General features: G+C 38.0%; 16 protein-coding genes, 1 tRNA gene, 3 pseudogenes and 1 riboswitch. Of the genes and pseudogenes, 15 read left to right on the plus strand and 5 right to left on the minus strand.

Going from position 1 to position 20,284, the window contains the following annotated elements:
* The first annotated feature begins 222 nt into the window (after positions 1–222).
* The 6 genes from HT699_RS04400 (at position 223) to HT699_RS04425 (ending at position 4,571) form a co-directional block, all read left to right on the plus strand.
* Positions 223–396: a hypothetical protein gene (locus HT699_RS04400; protein ID WP_172930589.1), complete on the plus strand. Its 174-nt coding sequence runs from the start codon at positions 223–225 to the stop codon at positions 394–396.
* The gene (locus tag HT699_RS04405; RefSeq protein WP_016399236.1) at positions 350–847 is read left to right on the plus strand and encodes a DUF1542 domain-containing protein; all 498 of its coding nucleotides are present in this window, start codon (positions 350–352) and stop codon (positions 845–847) included. The genes HT699_RS04400 and HT699_RS04405 overlap by 47 nt, the downstream gene beginning before the upstream one ends.
* Positions 848–1,133: 286 nt before the next feature.
* On the plus strand, positions 1,134–1,550 hold the full coding sequence (locus HT699_RS04410; protein WP_171043156.1) for a transmembrane domain-containing protein: 417 nt from the start codon (positions 1,134–1,136) through the stop codon (positions 1,548–1,550).
* A 230-nt stretch (positions 1,551–1,780) separates the two neighbouring features.
* Positions 1,781–2,488, plus strand: a complete 708-nt coding sequence (gene ccdA2, locus HT699_RS04415) for a thiol-disulfide oxidoreductase-associated membrane protein CcdA2 (protein ID WP_138707290.1) — start codon at positions 1,781–1,783, stop codon at positions 2,486–2,488.
* An 11-nt stretch (positions 2,489–2,499) separates the two neighbouring features.
* Complete coding sequence (sdbB, locus tag HT699_RS04420) at positions 2,500–3,057, plus strand: thiol-disulfide oxidoreductase-associated lipoprotein SdbB (RefSeq protein WP_119941915.1); 558 nt, start codon at positions 2,500–2,502, stop codon at positions 3,055–3,057.
* Positions 3,058–3,179: 122 nt separating this feature from the next.
* A complete protein-coding gene (locus tag HT699_RS04425) occupies positions 3,180–4,571 on the plus strand; it encodes an amino acid permease (protein WP_119919545.1) in 1,392 nt (463 codons plus the stop codon).
* On the opposite strand, the gene HT699_RS11670 is transcribed toward HT699_RS04425, so the two are convergent.
* Positions 4,544–4,759 (minus strand): hypothetical protein, encoded by a 216-nt coding sequence (locus HT699_RS11670; RefSeq protein ID WP_138707291.1) that lies wholly within the window; start codon positions 4,757–4,759, stop codon positions 4,544–4,546. The two genes, HT699_RS04425 and HT699_RS11670, sit on opposite strands and share 28 nt — an antisense overlap.
* Positions 4,760–4,912: 153 nt before the next feature.
* Between HT699_RS11670 and adcAII the strand changes: the two genes are divergently transcribed.
* From adcAII to HT699_RS12000, 4 genes and pseudogenes are all read left to right on the plus strand, one after another.
* A complete protein-coding gene (adcAII, locus tag HT699_RS04435; RefSeq protein ID WP_000744536.1) occupies positions 4,913–5,830 on the plus strand; it encodes a zinc-binding lipoprotein AdcAII in 918 nt (305 codons plus the stop codon).
* A 7-nt stretch (positions 5,831–5,837) separates the two neighbouring features.
* Positions 5,838–8,930 (plus strand): pneumococcal-type histidine triad protein, encoded by a 3,093-nt coding sequence (locus HT699_RS04440; protein WP_138707292.1) that lies wholly within the window; start codon positions 5,838–5,840, stop codon positions 8,928–8,930.
* A gap of 210 nt (positions 8,931–9,140) precedes the next feature.
* On the plus strand, positions 9,141–12,260 hold the full coding sequence (gene phtE / locus HT699_RS04445; protein WP_172934123.1) for a pneumococcal histidine triad protein PhtE: 3,120 nt from the start codon (positions 9,141–9,143) through the stop codon (positions 12,258–12,260).
* A 229-nt stretch (positions 12,261–12,489) separates the two neighbouring features.
* Positions 12,490–13,502: pseudogene (locus HT699_RS12000) on the plus strand (pneumococcal-type histidine triad protein); the annotation flags it as partial.
* A 270-nt stretch (positions 13,503–13,772) separates the two neighbouring features.
* On the opposite strand, the pseudogene HT699_RS12005 reads toward HT699_RS12000, so the two are convergent.
* Positions 13,773–13,937: pseudogene (locus tag HT699_RS12005) on the minus strand (IS110 family transposase); the annotation flags it as partial.
* Between HT699_RS12005 and HT699_RS04460 the strand changes: the two are divergent.
* Positions 13,935–14,587, plus strand: a pseudogene (locus tag HT699_RS04460) (HIT family hydrolase); the annotation flags it as partial. The pseudogenes HT699_RS12005 and HT699_RS04460 sit on opposite strands and share 3 nt — an antisense overlap.
* Before the next feature lie 35 nt (positions 14,588–14,622).
* On the opposite strand, the gene pepT reads toward HT699_RS04460, so the two are convergent.
* Positions 14,623–15,846 (minus strand): peptidase T, encoded by a 1,224-nt coding sequence (gene pepT / locus HT699_RS04465; protein ID WP_172934124.1) that lies wholly within the window; start codon positions 15,844–15,846, stop codon positions 14,623–14,625.
* A gap of 153 nt (positions 15,847–15,999) precedes the next feature.
* Between pepT and hemH the strand changes: the two genes are divergently transcribed.
* Positions 16,000–17,094, plus strand: coding sequence for a ferrochelatase (gene hemH, locus HT699_RS04470; protein WP_172934125.1), 1,095 nt, complete (start codon positions 16,000–16,002; stop codon positions 17,092–17,094).
* 45 nt (positions 17,095–17,139) lie between these two features.
* Here the strand turns inward: hemH and mscL are convergent, their stop codons facing one another.
* Positions 17,140–17,517 carry a large conductance mechanosensitive channel protein MscL gene (mscL, locus tag HT699_RS04475; RefSeq protein WP_023932701.1) on the minus strand — a complete coding sequence of 126 codons (378 nt, stop codon included), beginning with the start codon at positions 17,515–17,517 and terminating at the stop codon, positions 17,140–17,142.
* An 81-nt stretch (positions 17,518–17,598) separates the two neighbouring features.
* Complete coding sequence (locus HT699_RS04480; RefSeq protein ID WP_172934126.1) at positions 17,599–18,030, minus strand: GtrA family protein; 432 nt, start codon at positions 18,028–18,030, stop codon at positions 17,599–17,601.
* A 28-nt stretch (positions 18,031–18,058) separates the two neighbouring features.
* A riboswitch (PreQ1 riboswitch) is annotated at positions 18,059–18,155 on the plus strand.
* On the opposite strand from HT699_RS04480, the gene HT699_RS04485 reads away from it, so the two are divergent.
* The 3 genes from HT699_RS04485 (at position 18,153) to HT699_RS04495 (ending at position 20,254) form a co-directional block, all read left to right on the plus strand.
* Positions 18,153–18,662, plus strand: a complete 510-nt coding sequence (locus HT699_RS04485; RefSeq protein WP_000737071.1) for a QueT transporter family protein — start codon at positions 18,153–18,155, stop codon at positions 18,660–18,662. Its footprint overlaps the riboswitch before it by 3 nt.
* Before the next feature lie 100 nt (positions 18,663–18,762).
* Positions 18,763–18,835 (plus strand) — tRNA-Thr (locus HT699_RS04490).
* Positions 18,836–19,177: 342 nt separating this feature from the next.
* A complete protein-coding gene (locus HT699_RS04495) occupies positions 19,178–20,254 on the plus strand; it encodes an aspartate-semialdehyde dehydrogenase (RefSeq protein WP_000542464.1) in 1,077 nt (358 codons plus the stop codon).
* Positions 20,255–20,284 lie beyond the last annotated feature (30 nt).

Raw genomic sequence — 20,284 nt, forward strand, 5'->3', positions numbered from 1 at the left:
CCACTGTCAGCAGACAATGGACAAGGTTGCTTTTTGAAAACAATTGAGTATAAATAACACTAAAAAGCAACAATTACTGCTGTAAACGGAACTGCTAGTTGGACACCGGATGAAGCATTACAAGCTGGAGATAAAATAACTACTAGAAACATAGCTAGAGACAGAGAATATATACCAGCTACTTATGGTGGAAATATTAATGTAGAAAGATCTACATCAGACATGAGTGATTCGGTAACAATACCAACTCCAACAACTCCAACATTAGATAAAGATGGGGCGAAAAATGAAGTAGAACAAGCATTTTCAACGAAAACTTCTAATATAGATAAGGATAATTCTTTAACTAATGAAAAAAATAGAAGTGAAAGGATTAGCGAAAACAGTAAAAGATAAAGCTATTCAAAATATAGAAAACGCTCAAGATGAAACAACGTTGAACACAGCGAAGAATAATGGAATTACTAACATAGGAAAAGTCACGTTACCAAGAACTACTAAGAAAGCTGAAGCAAAAGAAGCCATCAATGCGGCAGCAGAGGCTAAGAAAACAGAAATTTCGAATCGTTTTGATTTGACAATTGAGGATAAGTCAAGAGCATTGCAACAGGTAGATCAAGAGGCGAACGATGCTAAGATTGCGGTGGACAAGGGCGTAACAAATAAGGATGTAGAACAGGCAAAAGTGGTAGGAATCGATGCTATCAATAACATCAATCCACAACCAACTTCACGTCCACTTTCTACGCCTCAACCGCAACCTTCTACCCCTACTCAGCCAGACCAAGGAGACACAGAGACACCAACAACTCCATCTAGTCCAAGTGCTCAACCGTCTCAATTATAATAAAATGAAACAGAAATAGGACAAAATAATCAGGATAATCAAATAAATTTCTAGCAATGTTTTAGAAGTCAATATGTACTATTCTAGTTTCAATATACCATAACTGCTCCTAGTCAACCTGCAAATCCTGTCCCAGCTCCAAGCTCAGCTCCGACTCAAGATCCTAGAGTGGTAGCAAGCGCTTCGGCTAGCTCAACGAGCACGCAAGCTCCAGCTCAAGAGCAAGTTGACAAGTTCTGAACTTCGTGCCTTGACAGAGTAAGGTCTGCATACTGCAGTAGAGTCTGTGAAGGCTGCCTTGAACTCTCTCAAAGATGTGCCAGCAAATGCTAGCGACAGCAAGCCTGCACAGGACAAGAAGGATGCCAAACAAGGAACGGAAGATAGTAAGGATTCAGCTAAGATGACTGAAACAACCTCAGTTCCACCAGGAGTGATTGTAGTCGGTCTACTCGCCCTTCTAGGCGTGATTGCCTTCTGGTTGGTTCGCCGTAAGAAAGAGTCAGAAATCCAGCAATTAAGTACGGAATTGACCAAGATTCTCGGACAACTAGATGCAGAAAAAGCGGATAAAAAAGTCCTTGCCAAAGCCCAAAACCTTCTCCAAGAAACCCTTGATTTCGTAAAAGAAGAAAATGGCTCAGCAGAGACAGAAGCTAAACTAGTAGAGGAGCTTAAATCAATCCTTGCTAAACTCAAGTAAAATGTGATTTCTGAAATGTCAGACCTAAAAGACATTTCCGTTCACAAAAGCAGCGACGAGTAATCCTTGTCGTTGCTTTTTGGCTATTTTTGGGGATAAGATCCGCCTTGACTAGCAAAAGAAAAGATTGGTCCAATAGTGTTCAAGACGAATTTGCGTAGCAGAAAGCTTACAAATAAAATTGAATATAGTAAAATAGGATTAGAAATCTTAAGAAAGTTGGTTCTTTATTGGAAACGATAATATTTTCAATCTCCGTTTTTTTAGCAGGGGTCTTGTCCTTCTTTTCTCCCTGTATTTTTCCTCTTTTGCCAGTCTATGCTGGAATTTTGCTGGATGATCAGGAAAGTGCAAAAAGTTTTTCCTTATTTGGGAGAAAGGTTCTTTGGTCCGGTTTGATCCGAACACTTTGCTTTATCGCAGGTATCTCTCTCATTTTCTTTATTCTAGGCTTTGGTGCTGGCTACTTTGGTCATATTCTCTATGCAAATTGGTTTCGATATGTTATGGGAACAATTATTATCATTTTGGGACTTCACCAGATGGAAATTTTTCATTTTAAGAAATTAGAGGTTCAAAAAAGCTTTACTTTTAAGAAATCAGAAGCCAATCGTTATTGGTCAGCCTTTTTACTCGGTATTACCTTTAGCTTTGGTTGGACGCCTTGTATTGGTCCAGTTTTAAGTTCTGTTTTAGCGCTTGCGGCTTCTGGAGGCAATGGAGCTTGGCAAGGTGCTATCTATACTCTTATTTACACTCTGGGGATGGCTCTTCCTTTCTTGGTCTTGGCTCTAGCTTCAGGTGTAGTCATGCCTTATTTTAGTAAAATCAAACGTCATATGATGCTAATGAAGAAAATTGGTGGTTTCCTCATTATTTTAATGGGAATTTTGTTACTATTAGGACAAGTAAATGTTCTAGCTGGAATTTTTGAATAAAGGAGAAAATGATGAAAAAAGTAATGTTTGCTGGCTTAAGTCTCTTGTCATTAGTTGTATTGATGGCCTGTGGTGAGGAAGAAACTAAAAAAACTCAAGCCCCACAACAGCCAAAACAACAAACGCCTGTACAGCAAATTGCTGTTGGGAAAGATGCTCCAGACTTCACCTTGCAATCCATGGATGGTAAAGAAGTCAAGTTATCTGATTTTAAGGGTAAAAAGGTTTACTTGAAGTTTTGGGCTTCCTGGTGTGGTCCATGTAAGAAAAGTATGCCTGAGTTGATGGAATTAGCTGCAAAACCAGATCGCGATTTCGAAATTCTTAGTGTCATTGCACCAGGAATTCAAGGTGAAAAAACTGTTGATCAATTCCCACAATGGTTCCAAGAACAAGGATATAAAGATATCCCAGTTCTTTATGATACTAAAGCAACAACCTTCCAAGCTTATCAAATTCGAAGCATTCCTACAGAATACCTAATTGATAGTCAAGGAAAGATTGGAAAGATTCAATTTGGTGCTATCAGTAATGCGGATGCAGAAGCAGCATTTAAAGAAATGAACTAGAATCGATAAAAATCTGATTACAAGATGTAGTCAGATTTTTTTTAGAAAAATATTTTATAAATAGTCACAAATCTCCTATATTTATGGTAAAATAGAATCATCATTTTATTTGGAGAAGAAATATGAATATATTTAGAACAAAGAATGTAAGTTTGGATAAAACGGAGATGCACAGGCATTTGAAGTTATGGGATTTGATTTTGCTGGGTATCGGAGCCATGGTAGGGACAGGCATCTTTACAATTACAGGTACTGCAGCTGCCACACTTGCTGGTCCAGCCCTAGTGATTTCAATCGTCATTTCTGCCTTGTGTGTGGGATTATCAGCCCTCTTTTTTGCAGAATTTGCTTCACGAGTACCTGCTACAGGTGGTGCCTACAGTTATCTCTATGCTATTTTAGGAGAATTCCCAGCCTGGTTGGCTGGTTGGTTAACCATGATGGAGTTCATGACAGCCATATCAGGCGTAGCTTCGGGTTGGGCAGCTTATTTTAAAGGCTTGCTCTCTCAATACGGGATAGCCCTTCCTCAGCCTTTAAATGGTACCTTTAATCCTCAAGCAGGGACATTTGTTGATTTATTGCCTATTCTTGTCTTGGTATTGGTGACCTCGCTTGTTTTACTCAATGCTAAAGCAGCCTTACGCTTTAATTCTATTCTAGTTATTTTGAAATTCTCGGCTTTAGCTCTCTTTGTTTTAGTAGGAATTTGGCATATCAAACTTGATAATTGGAGTAATTTTGCTCCTTATGGTTTTGGACAAATCTATGGTGCTAGTACTGGTATTATGGCTGGTGCCTCCTTAATGTTCTTCGGTTTTTTGGGATTTGAATCCATCTCTATGGCTGTAGATGAGGTCAAGATTCCTCAAAAAAATATTCCTAGAGGGATTGTCTTATCGCTTTCTATCGTAACCATTCTCTATGCCTTGGTGACCCTTGTTTTGACTGGTGTGGTTCACTATAGTCATTTAAATGTCAATGATGCCGTTGCCTTTGCCCTTCGTAGCGTTGGGATCAGTTGGGCAGCCAACTATGTGTCATTAGTGGCTATCTTGACCTTGATTACAGTTTGTATCTCGATGACCTATGCCCTATCGCGTATGATTTACAGTTTAGCGCGCGATGGCTTAATGCCTGCCGCCTTTAAAGAACTAACGAAGACTAGCAAGGTACCAAAGAATGCTACTATTTTAACAGGTCTAGCTTCAGCAGTAGCAGCAGGAATGTTCCCTCTTGCTAGTATCGCAGCCTTCTTAAATATTTGTACCTTAGCCTACTTGATTATGCTAGCTTACGGCCTGATTCGCTTACGGAAAGAAAAAGGAATGCCCAAAGCAGGAGAATTTAAAACACCATTGGTACCCTTATTACCGATTTTATCAATCATCATTTGTCTATCCTTCATGTTGCAGTATAATATGGAAACTTGGATTGCTTTCCTAGTTGCTTTGTTGATAGGAAGTATTATTTACTTCACTTATGGTTATAAGCATTCTACCATAGAAGAATAATACTCTTCGAAAATCTCTTCAAACCACGTCAGCTTCGCCTTGCCGTATGTATGGTTACTGACTTCGTCCGTTTCATCTACAACCTCAAAAACATGTTTTGAGCTGACTTCGTCAATTCTATCTGCAACCTCAAAGTCGTGCTTTGAGCAGCCTGCGGCTAGCTTCCTAATTTGCTCTTTGATTTTCATTGAGTATATAAAGTGAGAATCTGTTGAGTTGTTGAAACTCAGCAGATTTTTATATGTGAAAGAAATTTCAAATTTTTTCTAAAAATATCTTGACAGATTAAGTTTTTAGGAGTAGAATGTTTACTAGTTAATTAAACAGTTAAGGAGTTGTTCATGAAGAAACAAAATTTATTTTTAGTCTTGTTAAGTGTCTTTCTTTTATTGCTAGGAGCCTGTAGTCAAAAGGAAAGCCAGACAGGAAAGGGGATGAAAATTGTGACCAGTTTTTATCCTATCTACGCTATGGTTAAGGAAGTATCTGGTGACTTGAATGATGTTCGGATGATTCAGTCAAGTAGTGGGATTCATTCTTTTGAACCTTCGGCAAATGACATCGCGGCCATCTATGATGCAGATGTCTTTGTTTACCATTCACATACGCTCGAATCTTGGGCAGGAAGTTTAGATCCCAATCTAAAAAAATCCAAAGTGAAGGTTTTAGAGGCTTCAGAGGGAATGACTTTAGACCGCGTCCCAGGGCTAGAAGATGTGGAAGCAGGGGATGGAGTTGATGAAAAAACGCTCTACGATCCTCATACTTGGCTAGATCCTGAAAAAGCTGGTGAAGAAGCTCAGATTATCGCTGATAAGCTTTCGGAGGCGGATAGTGAGCATAAAGAAACTTACCAAAAAAATGCGCAAGCCTTTATCAAAAAAGCTCAAGAATTGACTAAGAAATTCCAGCCTAAATTTGAAAAAGCGACTCAGAAAACATTTGTAACACAACATACAGCCTTTTCTTATTTAGCTAAGCGATTTGGACTCAATCAACTTGGTATTGCAGGTATCTCTCCGGAACAAGAACCAAGTCCAAGACAACTAACAGAAATTCAGGAATTTGTTAAAACCTATAAGGTTAAAACGATTTTTACAGAAAGTAACGCTTCTTCAAAAGTAGCTGAAACTCTTGTCAAATCAACAGGTGTAGGTCTTAAAACTCTGAATCCTTTAGAGGCAGACCCACAAAATGACAAGACCTATTTAGAAAATCTTGAAGAAAATATAAGTGTTCTAGCAGAAGAATTAAAGTGAGGAAAAAATGAAAATCAATAAAAAATATGTAGCAGGTTCAGTGGCAGTTCTTGCCCTAAGTGTTTGTTCCTATGAACTTGGTCGTTACCAAGCTGGTCAGGCTAAGAAAGAGTCTAATCGAGTTGCTTATATAGATGGTAATCAGGCTGGTCAAAAGGCAGAGAACTTAACACCAGATGAAGTCAGTAAGAGAGAGGGAATCAATGCTGAACAAATTGTTATCAAGATTACGGATCAAGGTTATGTGACTTCTCATGGAGACCATTATCATTACTATAATGGCAAGGTTCCTTATGATGCCATCATCAGTGAAGAGCTCCTCATAAAAGATTCGAATTATCAGTTGAAGGATTCAGACATTGTCAATGAAATCAAGGGTGGTTATGTCATTAAGGTAAACAGTAAATACTATGTTTACCTTAAAGATGCGGCCCATGCGGATAATATTCGGACAAAAGAAGAGATTAAACGTCAGAAGCAGGAACATAGTAGTAATCACGGTGGCGGTTCAAACAATCAGGCGGTAGTTGCAGCCAGAGCCCAAGGACGTTATACAACGGATGATGGTTATATCTTTAATGCCTCTGATATCATTGAAGATACAGGCGATGCCTATATTGTTCCTCATGGCAATCACTTCCACTATATTCCTAAGAGTGATTTGTCTGCCAGTGAATTAGCTGCTGCCCAAGCCTTCTTATCTGGAAAAGGCGGTCAATTAAGTACGGTTGAATATCGTTCTAGCAGGGGAGAAACAAGATCTAGTGTGAGAACGAGTCCATCTGAAACTCCTCAAAATCTTACAACAACTCCTGAGAGTCAAAATGAGGATTTAGCTAGTCTCCTTCAAGAATTGTACGCTTTGCCACTTAGCCAACGTCATGTGGAGTCTGATGGATTAGTATTTGACCCAGCACAGATTACAAAACGTACTGCAAATGGTGTGGCAGTACCTCACGGAGATCATTTCCATTTCATTCCTTATTCGCAAATGTCTGCCTTGGAAGAAAAATTGGCTCGAAATCTACCAATTGGAGGTCAGCCAGTTCAAAAGCATTCTGATAATACGAAACCAAGCAGTCCTGCGAAACCAAGTTCAGCCATTAAAGCAAACTTTAATCTCAATACGCAGGCACCGAATAGAGCAACTGGAGGAGCCTATACAACGGATGATGGGTATGTCTTTAGTCCAACAGATGTGATTGAAGATACAGGTGACGCTTTTGTTGTACCGCATGGAAATCATTTTCACTATATTCCTAAGAGTGATTTGTCTGCAGGAGAATTGGCTGCAGCCCAAGCCTATTGGAATGGGAAGCAGGGGTCTCGTCCTTCTTCAAGTTCTAGTCATAATGCAAATCCAGCTCAACCAAGCTTGTCAGAGAACCATAATTTGACTGTCAGCCCAACTTATCATCAAAATCAAGGGGAAGACATTCCAAGCCTTTTACGTGAATTGTATGCTAAACCCTTATCAGAACGCCATGTAGAATCGGATGGACTAGTATTTGACCCGGCACAAATAACAAATCGTACAGCTAATGGTGTTGCTGTACCGCACGGAGACCATTATCACTTTATCCCTTATTCACAAATGTCACCTTTGGAAGAAAAATTGGCTCGTATGATAGCTATTAAGGGACAAAATGGTGCAGTCTTGCCGGGAATGAATTATTTGAAACCAGCACCAAAATCGCAAGCTCAACCATCAACTGAGAAAAAACAAACTGATTTTGCAGTAGAACAGGTTGTTAGAAAAGTTGGGGAAGGATATGTTGTGGAAATTGCTGGTGTCAGTCACTATGTTTTTGCTAAAGACTTGGCTAAGGATAAGATTGATGCTATTGAAAATCTCTTGTCTAAGAAAACTCAAGAGACACATGCTCTAGTTGCTAAAAAAGAAAATGTCGCTTCTCGTGACCAAGAATTTTATGATAAAGCCTACAATCTGTTAACCCAGGCTCATAAAGCCTTGTCTGAAAATAAAGGTCGCGTTTCTGATTTCCAAACTTTAGACAAATTAGCAGAGCGCTTGAATGATGAATCTTCTAATAAAGTAAAATTGGTAGATGATTTATTGGCATTCCTAGCACCAATTACCCATCCAGAGCGACTTGGCAAACCAAATGCTCAAATTGCCTATACAGACGATGAAATTAAATTAGCGAAATTAGCAGGTAAATATACAACAGAGGATGGCTATATCTTTGATGAGCATGATATTGAAAGTGATGAAGGAAATGCCTACGTCACTCCACACTTGAACCATAGCCACTGGATTAAAAAAGACAGCTTATCTGAAGCTGAAAGAGCAGCAGCTCAGGCTTATGCTAAAGAAAAAGGCTTACAAGCTCCAAATTCTACTGAAGCAACAGAAGCAAAACCAGAGGCAACAGGGACAGAAGCTATCTATAACCGCGTAAAAGCTGAGAAAAAGGTACCATTAGAAAAAATACCGAATCATTTACAGTATACTGTAGCTGTACAAAATGGTCACTTTATAATTCCTCACTTTGATCACTATCATAACCTTAAGTTTGCATGGTTTGATGAAGGACTTTACTCAGCTCCTGAAGGCTATACCTTAGAAGATTTATTTGCGACAGTGAAATACTACGTTGAACATCCTGACCAACGTCCTCATTCAGATAATGGTTGGGGTAATGCTAGCGACCATGTTCGTAAAAATAAGGCAGACCAAAACGGTAAACCTGATGAAGATAAGGAACATGATGAAGTAAGTGAGCCAACTCATTCTGAATCTGATGAAAAAGAGAATCACGCTGGTTTAAATCCTTCAGCAGATAATCTTTATAGACCAAGCACTGATGCGGAAGAGACAGAGGAAGAAGCTGAAGATACTACAGATGAGGATGAAGTTCCACAAGTAGAGCGTTCTGTTATTGACGTTAAGATAGCAGAGGCGGAGACCTTGCTAGAAAAAGTAACAGATTCTCGTACTCGCCAAAATGCTATGGAGACATTGTCTGGTCTAAAAAGTAGTCTTCTTCTCGGAACGAAAGATAATAACACTATTTCAGCAGAAGTAGATAGTCTCTTGGCTTTGTTAAAAGAAAGTCAACCGGCTCCTATACAGTAGTAAAATGAATGGAGCATATTTTATGGAGAAGTAACCTTTCGTGTTACTTCTCTTTTTTAGAAAAACGTAACAGAAACTTGACAAAAGTAATTTTAAATAGTAAACTATTTACTGGTTAATTAAATGGTTAAATAACCGGTTTAGAAAAACTGTTTAACCGATAAAAAGAAGTTAAGAAAAAGCTTCATCATTTATTGAAATGAGGGATTTATGAAATTCAGTAAAAAGTATATAGCAGCTGGATCAGCTGTTATCGTATCCTTGAGTCTTTGTGTCTATGCACTGAACCAGCATCGTTCGCAGGAAAATAAAGACAATAATCGTGTTTCTTATGTGGATGGCAGCCAGTCAAGTCAGAAAAGTGAAAACTTGACACCAGATCAGGTTAGCCTGAAAGAAGGAATTCAGGCTGAGCAAATTGTCATCAAAATTACAGATCAGGGCTATGTGACGTCACACGGTGATCACTATCATTACTATAATGGGAAAGTTCCTTATGATGCCCTCTTTAGTGAAGAACTTTTGATGAAGGATCCAAACTACCAACTTAAAGACGCTGATATTGTCAATGAGGTCAAGGGTGGTTATATCATCAAGGTCGATGGAAAATATTATGTCTACCTGAAAGATGCAGCTCATGCTGATAATGTTCGAACCAAAGATGAAATCAATCGTCAAAAACAAGAACACGTCAAAGATAATGAGAAGGTCAGCTCTGATGTTGCTGTAGCAAGGTCTCAGGGACGCTATACGACAGATGATGGTTATGTCTTTAATCCAGCTGATATTATTGAAGATACTGGTGATGCTTATATCGTTCCTCACGGAGGACACTATCACTACATTCCAAAAAGTGATTTGTCTGCTAGTGAATTAGCAGCAGCAAAAGCTCATTTAGCTGGCAAAAATACGCAACCAAGTCAGCTAAGCTATTCTTCAACAGCTAGTGATAATACTAATCAAGCTATAGAGAAAGAATCAACTAGCAAGCCAGAAAGCAAAGCTGAAAATCTCCAAAGTCTATTGAAAGAACTCTACGATTCACCTAGTGACCAACGTTACAGTGAATCAGACGGTCTGGTTTTTGACCCTGCTAAGATTATCAGTCGTACACCAAATGGAGTTGCGATTCCGCATGGCGACCATTACCACTTTATTTCTTACAGCAAGCTTTCTGCCTTAGAAGAAAAGATTGCCAGAATGGTGCCTATCAGTGGAACTGGTTCTACAGTTTCTACAAATGCAAAACCTAATGAAGTAGTGTCTAGTCTAGGCAGTCTTTCAAGCAATCCTTCTTCTTTAACGACAAGTAAGGAACTCTCTTCAGCATCTGATGGTTATATTTTTAATCCAAAAGATATCGTTGAAGAAACGGCTACAGCTTATATTGTAAGACATGGTGATCATTTCCATTACATTCCAAAATCAAATCAAATTGGGCAACCGACTCTTCCAAACAATAGTCTAGCAACACCTTCTCCATCTCTTCCAATCAATCCAGGAACTTTACATGAGAAACATGAAGAAGATGGATACGGATTTGATGCCAATCGTATTATTGCTGAAGATGAGCAAGGCTTTATTATGAGTCATGGTAACCACAATCATTATTTCTTCAAGAAGGACTTGTCAGCAGAGCAAATTAAGGCTGCGCAAAAACATTTAGAGGAAGTTAAAACTAGTCATAATGGATTAGATTCTTTGTCATCTCATGAACAGGATTATCCAAGTAATGCCAAAGAAATGAAAGATTTAGATAAAAAAATCGAAGAAAAAATTGCTGGCATTATGAAACAATATGGTGTCAAACGTGAAAGTATTGTCGTGAATAAAGAAAAAAATGCGATTATTTATCCGCATGGAGATCACCATCATGCAGATCCGATTGATGAACATAAACCGGTTGGAATTGGTCATTCTCACAGTAACTATGAACTGTTTAAACCCGAAGAAGGAGTTGCTAAAAAAGAAGGGAATAAAGTTTATACTGGAGAAGAATTAACGAATGTTGTTAATTTGTTAAAAAATAGTACGTTTAATAATCAAAACTTTACTCTAGCCAATGGTCAAAAACGCGTTTCTTTTAGTTTTCCGCCTGAATTGGAGAAAAAATTAGGTATCAATATGCTAGTAAAATTAATAACACCAGATGGAAAAGTATTGGAGAAAGTATCTGGTAAAGTATTTGGAGAAGGAGTAGGGAATATTGCAAACTTTGAATTAGATCAACCTTATTTACCAGGACAAACATTTAAGTATACTATCGCTTCAAAAGATTATCCAGAAGTAAGTTATGATGGTACATTTACAGTTCCAACCTCTTTAGCTTACAAAATGGCCAGTCAAACGATTTTCTATCCTTTCCATGCAGGGGATACTTATTTAAGAGTGAACCCTCAATTTGCAGTGCCTAAAGGAACTGATGCTTTAGTCAGAGTGTTTGATGAATTTCATGGAAATGCTTATTTAGAAAATAACTATAAAGTTGGTGAAATCAAATTACCGATTCCGAAATTAAACCAAGGAACAACCAGAACGGCCGGAAATAAAATTCCTGTAACCTTCATGGCAAATGCTTATTTGGACAATCAATCGACTTATATTGTGGAAGTACCTATCTTGGAAAAAGAAAATCAAACTGATAAACCAAGTATTCTACCACAATTTAAAAGGAATAAAGCACAAGAAAACTCAAAACTTGATGAAAAGGTAGAAGAACCAAAGACTAGTGAGAAGGTAGAAAAAGAAAAACTTTCTGAAACTGGGAATAGTACTAGTAATTCAACGTTAGAAGAAGTTCCTACAGTGGATCCTGTACAAGAAAAAGTAGCAAAATTTGCTGAAAGTTATGGGATGAAGCTAGAAAATGTCTTGTTTAATATGGACGGAACAATTGAATTATATTTACCATCGGGAGAAGTCATTAAAAAGAATATGGCAGATTTTACAGGAGAAGCACCTCAAGGAAATGGTGAAAATAAACCATCTGAAAATAGAAAAGTACCTACTGGAACAGTTGAGAACCAACCAACAGAAAATAAACCAGCAGATTCTTTACCAGAGGCACCAAACGAAAAACCTGTAAAACCAGAAAACTCAACGGATAATGGAATGTTGAATCCAGAAGGGAATGTGGGGAGTGACCCTATGTTAGATCCAGCATTAGAGGAAGCTCCAGCAGTAGATCCTGTACAAGAAAAATTAGAAAAATTTACAGCTAGTTACGGATTAGGCTTAGATAGTGTTATATTCAATATGGATGGAACGATTGAATTAAGATTGCCAAGTGGAGAAGTGATAAAAAAGAATTTATCTGATCTCATAGCGTAAGGAATAGCAGTAGAAAAAGTCTGAATCAAAAATGAAGTTCTCTCAAAAGTTAGAAATAAAACTCTGACTTTGGGAGAATTTCATTTTATTATTAATATATAAAATTTCTTGACATACAACTTAAAAAGAGGTGGAATATTTACTAGTTAATTAATTGGTTAATTAATTTATTTATTTAATCATTTAATAATGAAGACATCATATAAATAATTATAGAAATGAGGTAATTATGAAATTTAAAAAGAAATATATAGCAGCTGGATCTGTTGTTATCCTTTCCTTAAGTCTGTGTGTTTATGCTCTGAACCAACATAGCTAACAGGCCAATACAGATAAAAATCGTGTTTCATATGTAAACAGTAATAAAGACACTAAGAAGACTGAAAATTTGACTCCAGACTAGGTTAGTCAAAAAGAAGGAATTCAAGCAAAACAAATTGTTATTAAGATTACAGGTCAAGGTTATGTAACTTCTCATGGCGATCATTATCACTGCTATAATGGTAAAGTTCCTTTTGATGCGCTCTTTAGTGAAGAGCCATTAATGAAAGCCCCCAACTATCAGCTGAAAGATCAAGATATCGTCAGTTAGGTTAAGGGAGGATATAGTATTAAGGTAGATGGAAAGTATTATGTTTACCTTAAAGATTAAGCTCATGCAGAAAATGTACGAACAAAAGATGAAATCAATCGCCAAAAACAAGAACATGGTAAAGACGATAAAGGAGCTAGTGCAGAAGTATCTGTAGCAAAATTACAGGGACGTTATACTACCGATGATGGTTATATATAGTGAGTTGAATTTAGAATAGCACATCATAGTTTCTAAATCATTGTTAGAAATTACTTTAAAATCCCCTTATCAATTTGCTCATATTCTATTTCAACCTACTATAGTACCACATGGTGGTCACTATCATTTCATTCCTGAGAGTGACTTGTCGGCAGGTGAATTAGCAGCCACATATGTTTTTAACCCTAATGATATTGTCAGAGATATAGGTGATGCTTATATAGTAAGACATGGGGAACACTATCACTATATTCCTAAGTCATCTCTTAACAATCCCCCATCACACTCTAACACGGAAGAGGTAGGAAGTTCTTCTAGTTCTGTATTAAGTAATCCGTCACTACATGTCCACCATGAGGAAGAAGATGGTCATGGTTTTTGATGCCAATCGAATTATAAGTGAAGATTCAGAAGGTTTTGTGATTCCTCATGGAGACCACAATCACTACATCAAGGTTCAAACTAAGGGCTATGAAGTAGCCTTGAAAAACAAAATTCCAGCCCTGCAATCCAACTATCAACCTGGAACTTTTGATGAGAAGGCAGTCTTGGCAAAAGTAGATCAACTTCTAGCTGATAGCAGAAGCATCTACAAAGACAGATTGAGTTAGCTTTAGGTCAGTTTACTGAAAGTTTGAAAAAAATAAAAGTTAGTTGATTGATTACTTCTCTAAATTTTGGGCACACTAAAAAGAGGTCTTGACACCTAAACTTTAAAATTAAAGCATATTGAATCCGTGCTGCTGTGCGAAGCGAATAGCGTCTTGGACGAACATTGTCTTATCTGGATTTCTTATTTCTGTAAGGCCTTGTAATCTTGGATTATAACTCTCCTGTTTTAGGAGTACATGGTAGATAGCAACCAATAATCTGCGACAGATAGCAAGGAAGAAGTAGAAAGTCTTTTGAACAAGGCAAATCAACTCTTGGAACAAATCCATGAAGAAGGAATCAGACAATCCTTGGCAGAAGAAGTAGAAAATCTAAAAGCTGCCACAAACAAGGCTGATGCAGACTTGGATGAAGTAAACAGTCAGGTAAAAGATGTTTTGACTCGTATCGCTAGCGCCCTTCAACAAGAAAAGGAAAATGCTGAGCAAGATTCTCAGACACTTGTACTCTATCAAAAACTCTACGATATTCTCATGTCGCTTCACTCTTATTTAGAAAGTAATAATGGATCTGATGCGGACTTTGATAAGGTGGATGCATTATTAGATCAACTTTCTGCTAATAGTAAAGACAAAACAGCTTTACTTGAATCGACAAAAGCTATTCTAGTTTTGAATCATCAAATCCAGTCAAAAGCTAGCGCAAGTGAAGAAACAAGTCCAGCAAGAAATGCTGAAGCAAATGGTGATAACACCAGTGCTGAGAACCAACCAAACGCAACTGCAGATCTAACATTGAAACTGCTAGCGACGAAAACAAACCAAGCAATACAAGAGATTCTAAACCTGCTGAATCAACTTCAGAAAATAAAACAACAGAATCTTCTACAACTACTGGAAATCAAGAAAAACCAGTAGAATAAAAAGAAAGGCGAAGTAGCTGAGCCACCTCGTCTTTTTAGCCTTTATAAGCTACGATGCCAATGATGGTATCAACTGCACGTTCCATAGTCTGAAGGCTAACGTATTCAAAACGTCCGTGCATATTTTCGCCACCTGCAAAGATATTCGGAGTTGGGATTCCCATAAAGGAAATCTTAGAGCCGTCTGTTCCACCTCGGATTGGTTCGATAATAGGCGTGATACCTAGATCTTCCATAACGGCTTTAGCAACGGTAATTGGAGTCATATCTTTTTCAATGACTTCTTTCATATTGTAGTACTGGTCTGTCAAGTTGAGAGTGACACGGTTGCTCCCAAGTTCTTCATTCATCTTATCAGCGATAGATTGCATGGATGCTTTACGCGCTTCAAAGGCATCTTTTTCAAAATCACGAATGATGTAGCTTGCACGCGCCTCCTCAACACTACCTGTCACATCCATTAGATGGTAAAAACCTTGGTAACCTTCAGTTAACTCAGGTCGGTCATTTTCTGGAAGTTGATTATGAAAATCAATTGCTAGCTGAAGGGCATTGACCATCTGCCCTTTGGCAGTACCAGGGTGGACATTACGGCCTTGGAAATGCAATTCAGCACCCGCTGCTGAAAAGGTCTCGTACTGAAGCTCACCTAGTGGGCCACCATCAACAGTGTAAGCAAAATCAACATCAAAATCTTCTGCATCAAATTTATTGGCACCAACACCGATTTCCTCATCTGGACCAAAACCAACACGAATCTCACAGTGCTTGATTTCAGGGTGGGCAGTTAGATATTCAATGGCAGTCATAATTTCAGCAATCCCTGACTTGTCATCAGCACCTAGCAAGGTTGTTCCATCGGTTGTGATGAGCGTTTGTCCGGGATATTTCTCAAGACTCTTGAAGTCGGCTGGATCGAGTTTGAAACCAGAATTCCCTAGTTCAATCACACCACCATCGTAGTTTTCAATTACCTGGGGATTAACTCCTTCGGCATTAAAGTCAGCAGTATCCATGTGGGAGATAAAGCCAATCTTACGCGTTAAAGATGGATCATTGGCTGGCAAGGTTCCAATAGCAAAACCATTCGGAAGGTAGTAGACATTTTGCAGTCCAACACGTTTCATTTCAGGAATTAGGACATTTGTTGCAAAGTCAACCTGACTCTGTGTACTTGGAGTAGTAGTAGAGTGTTCATCAGAGCGCGTGTTGACCTTAACGTAGGTCAAGAAGCGGTTCAAGAGATTTGGATAAGTCATAAAAAACTCCTTTTGAATTCATTTTTTCCATTGTATCATAGAAAGAAGAGAAAAACAAAAGACAGAAGTTAGGGCAATCTGCTATGTTAGCGTTTACTTATCAGTGGATTCATGATAAAATAAACTTGATAAAAATATCACAAGGAAGCGATTATGAAAAAAGCAATTTTAATGATGACTTTCGGTTCGCCAGAAGAGATTACCTTTGAAGGTGTAGCTGATTTTTTCACAAATATTCGTCGTGGAGTGAGACCTCAAGACCATGAGATTCAAACTCTCTATGATAATTATGTGCGAATTGGAGGTACTCCTCTGCAAAAAATTACCCGTCAAGAGGTTGCCTTGGTAGAAGCTAGGCTAGGAAATGAATATAGTGTTTATTTTTCCAATAAATTTTCCAGACCTTTTATTCCAGATGTGATTGGTCAGATGGAAGCAGACGGCATTGAACAGTGTATTTGCTTGATTTTGGAGCCCCATTATTCTTTTTACTCTGTCATGGGCTATGAGAAATTTTTAGAAAGCAAGCAAATTCAATTTTTGGTCATTAAGGACTGGTATCAGGAGGAAGCGCTCTTAAACTATTGGGCAGATGAAATTGCTAAGATTTTAAAAGAAGAAGTAAAGCAAGATAGCTTTAAAGTCATCTTTTCAGCCCACAGTGTGCCCATTTTTGCCTTGGATTTTGGTGATCCCTATATCGATCAAATTTTCGAAAATAGCAAGTTAGTCGCTGAAAAACTAGGTTTGAGTTCCGAGCAATATACAAATACCTGGCAAAGTGAGAGTGATATTGGGATTCCATGGATTAAGCCAGATGTATTAGAATATCTCAGAGAACAGACAGAACATCCAGACAATTATATTTTTGTTCCTATCAGCTTCATTAGCGAGCATATTGAAGTCTTGTTTGATAATGATGTGGAATGTTATGACTTGTGTCAAGAATTGGGTGTCAACTACCATCGACCACCAATGCCAAATACGGATTCTCGCTTGATTGATGCCTTAGTCAATACAGTTAGAGCCAATGAACATCAAGAGTTTAAGGAATTTCTCCCAGAAGAAGAAACCTTTGATGAGTTAGTTCCTTCAGACGAGACGAAAAACATTTTGGCTGAATCTCAAGATTTACAAATGCCGGAATTTGTGAAAAAACTGATTGAGAAAAAAGGGCGGGAGAATGTTAAGATGCCTTATCTTATCAAGAAGATGATAGAAAAAGCAGGCAAGTTGCCCAAAGAGTAAAGAAAAAAGGATTTAGCTTTCTTTGCGCTAGATCCTTTTAAACGATTATTTTTTCTCAAGAAGAGCTTTGATTTCTTGAAGGACTTCCAATTCGGTTGGTTTTTTTTCGTCAGTTTTTTCTTCCTTTATGCCAGTCAGTTTCTGTGCTTTTTCAATACCCTTGATAATAAAGAAGAGGGCGGTACCCACAAAGATAAAATTGATAATAGCACTTAAAAAGTTACCATAGCCGACTCCATGCCAAGAAAGTTGAGCGATACGTTCGACTTTAGCAGCTTTCAAAGCGGGATTTAAAATAAGAGGAGTGATAATGTCGTTTACAAGTGAAGTAACGATAGCACCAAAAGAAGAGGCAATGACAACACCGACAGCAAGGTCAATCACATTTCCTCGAAGCAAGAATGATTTTAGATTTTTTAACATACTGTTTTCCTTTCAACGTTTCGTGTTTCATTGTATCCTAAATCATTATAGAAGGCAATTAAAAGGCTCATAAATGGAGCATTATTTTCTAAAAATATAGACCTTGCTCAAGATATAATTGATGATAATAATGAGTATTTGTGCAATTATTGTTTCAATAGCATTTATCTTATCAATGTTTTCATTTACGAATTGACCTATGATGTGAGGAAATTGGGTTACAAAGAGAAAAGTTAAAAACAAGTCTAACAGAAAAGTAGAAAGGCGAGCAAGAGAAAATTTCAATAAACGGATAAGTCGATTCTTCCTTGCTTGCTTAAATACAATCGTATCATTTGTGATAAAGGCAAATAGGATACCAATAATATTTGCTAGGGCAGTAGCAAGGAGTTCCTGATGACTTAGTTGATAAATGACTAGTCGTGAGAGAATCGAAACTAGAGTTGTTGCAAGGCCAAAAAAGAGATAGGTTAAGATTTCATTGTTAAAAAATTTTTGAATAGGTTTTTTCATGCTTTAAGTATAGCATAAAGCAGGCTATTGTGCTATACTAGTAAGGTTGAATAAAGCAACCCTTGGTGCTTAGCTTCTTTCACCAAGCATATTACACGCGGATAACCGCCAAAGGAGAAAAAATGAAAAAATTAACTATTCGTGATGTTGCAGATATTGCAATCGTTGCTGCTATTTATGTCGTTTTGACTGTCACACCGCCCCTAAATGCCATCAGCTATGGTGCTTATCAGTTTCGTATTTCAGAAATGATGAACTTTATGGCTTTTTACAATCCCAAGTACATCATCGGAGTTACTATCGGTTGTATGATTGCTAATTTCTTTAGCTTCGGACTACTAGATGTCTTTGTTGGTGGCGGATCAACCTTGGTATTCCTCAGTTTAGGTGTTTGGCTTTTTGCAAAATATAGCAAGGATTACCTCTTTAACGGATTGATTCGAAAAGATCATTTCTTCTTTTCAATCCTCTTTTCAATTTCCATGTTTACCATCGCTGCAGAGTTAAATATTGTAGCAGAATTACCATTTTTCCTTACTTGGTTTACAACAGGAATCGGTGAATTTGCCTCATTGATTATTGGAGCGATTATCATTGGTAAAATTGGTCGTCGAATCGATTTAAGCAAATAGAACAGGACAAGCTAGGTAGCCTTTACCTGGCTTTTTCTTATGGAAAATTTCTAAGAAAACTTGACAAGTTTTTCTGATTATAGTATACTTACTTAAGTAAGCTGATTTAGCTCAGTTGGCAGAGCGCATCCATGGTAAGGATGAGGTCGCCGGTTCAATCCCGGCAATTAGCATGATATGTATAGGGAAACTCTTGAATACGAGAGTTTTTTGTTATACTCGATCGAAAAAATTTCTTATTGACAAAATCAAGTATCTCTAGTAATATAGAATATGCGATGAGTCGATAGGTAGTCTTCGGACTACTATTGAGCATAAGGAGGTCATAACGCAGGAGCGGACCTTGATGAGTTGTGTGAACCTGCTCATCACATGAAGATGCCTCTTAGTCCCTAGTCTAACGACTGGGGATTTTTATTTTCCAAAAAATGATGAAAAAGCTTTGCAATTCATGGAAAAAGTAGTATAATACTTCTATTATAGAAATTTTTAGAAAATTCCGAAAGAGGTTATTTATGGGATATACAGTTGCTGTAGTCGGCGCGACAGGTGCTGTCGGTGCTCAGATGATAAAAATGTTGGAAGAATCAACACTTCCAATCGATAAAATTCGTTTACTTGCTTCTGCACGTTCAGCAGGCAAGACTTTGAAATTTAAAGATCAAGATATTACGATTGAAGAAACGACTGAAACAGCTTTTGAAGGAGTTGATATTGCTCTCTTTTCAGCAGGTGGTTCTACATCAGCTAAGTATGCACCATACGCAGTGAAAGCTGGAGCGGTAGTAGTAGATAATACATCTTACTTCCGTCAAAATCCAGACGTTCCTTTGGTTGTTCCAGAGGTCAATGCTCACGCACTTGATGCCCACAATGGGATCATTGCCTGCCCTAACTGTTCAACAATTCAAATGATGGTGGCTCTTGAGCCAGTTCGCCAAAAATGGGGCTTGGACCGTATCATTGTTTCAACTTACCAAGCAGTTTCAGGTGCTGGTATGGGAGCAATTCTTGAGACACAACGTGAACTTCGTGAAGTCTTGAATGATGGTGTAACCCCACGTGATTTGCATGCCGAAATCTTGCCTTCAGGTGGTGACAAGAAACATTATCCTATCGCCTTTAATGCTCTTCCACAAATTGATGTCTTCACTGACAATGATTACACTTATGAAGAGATGAAGATGACTAAGGAAACTAAGAAAATCATGGAAGATGATAGTATTGCCGTTTCAGCAACATGTGTTCGTATTCCAGTCTTATCAGCTCACTCTGAGTCTGTTTATATCGAAACAAAAGAAGTGGCTCCAATCGAAGAAGTCAAAGCAGCTATCGCAGCCTTCCCGGGTGCTGTTCTTGAAGATGATGTAGCTCATCAAATTTATCCTCAAGCTATCAATGCAGTTGGTTCGCGTGATACCTTTGTTGGTCGTATCCGTAAAGACTTGGATGCTGAAAAAGGAATCCACATGTGGGTTGTTTCAGACAACCTGCTCAAAGGTGCTGCTTGGAACTCAGTTCAGATTGCTGAAACTCTTCATGAACGTGGCTTGGTTCGTCCAACAGCTGAATTGAAATTTGAATTAAAATAGTCATATCGTTTAGGAGTTCAGATGAACTCC

Origin of the sequence: Streptococcus sp. 1055, assembly GCF_013276815.1 — a bacterium.
GTDB classification, from domain to species: Bacteria; Bacillota; Bacilli; order Lactobacillales; family Streptococcaceae; genus Streptococcus; species Streptococcus pseudopneumoniae.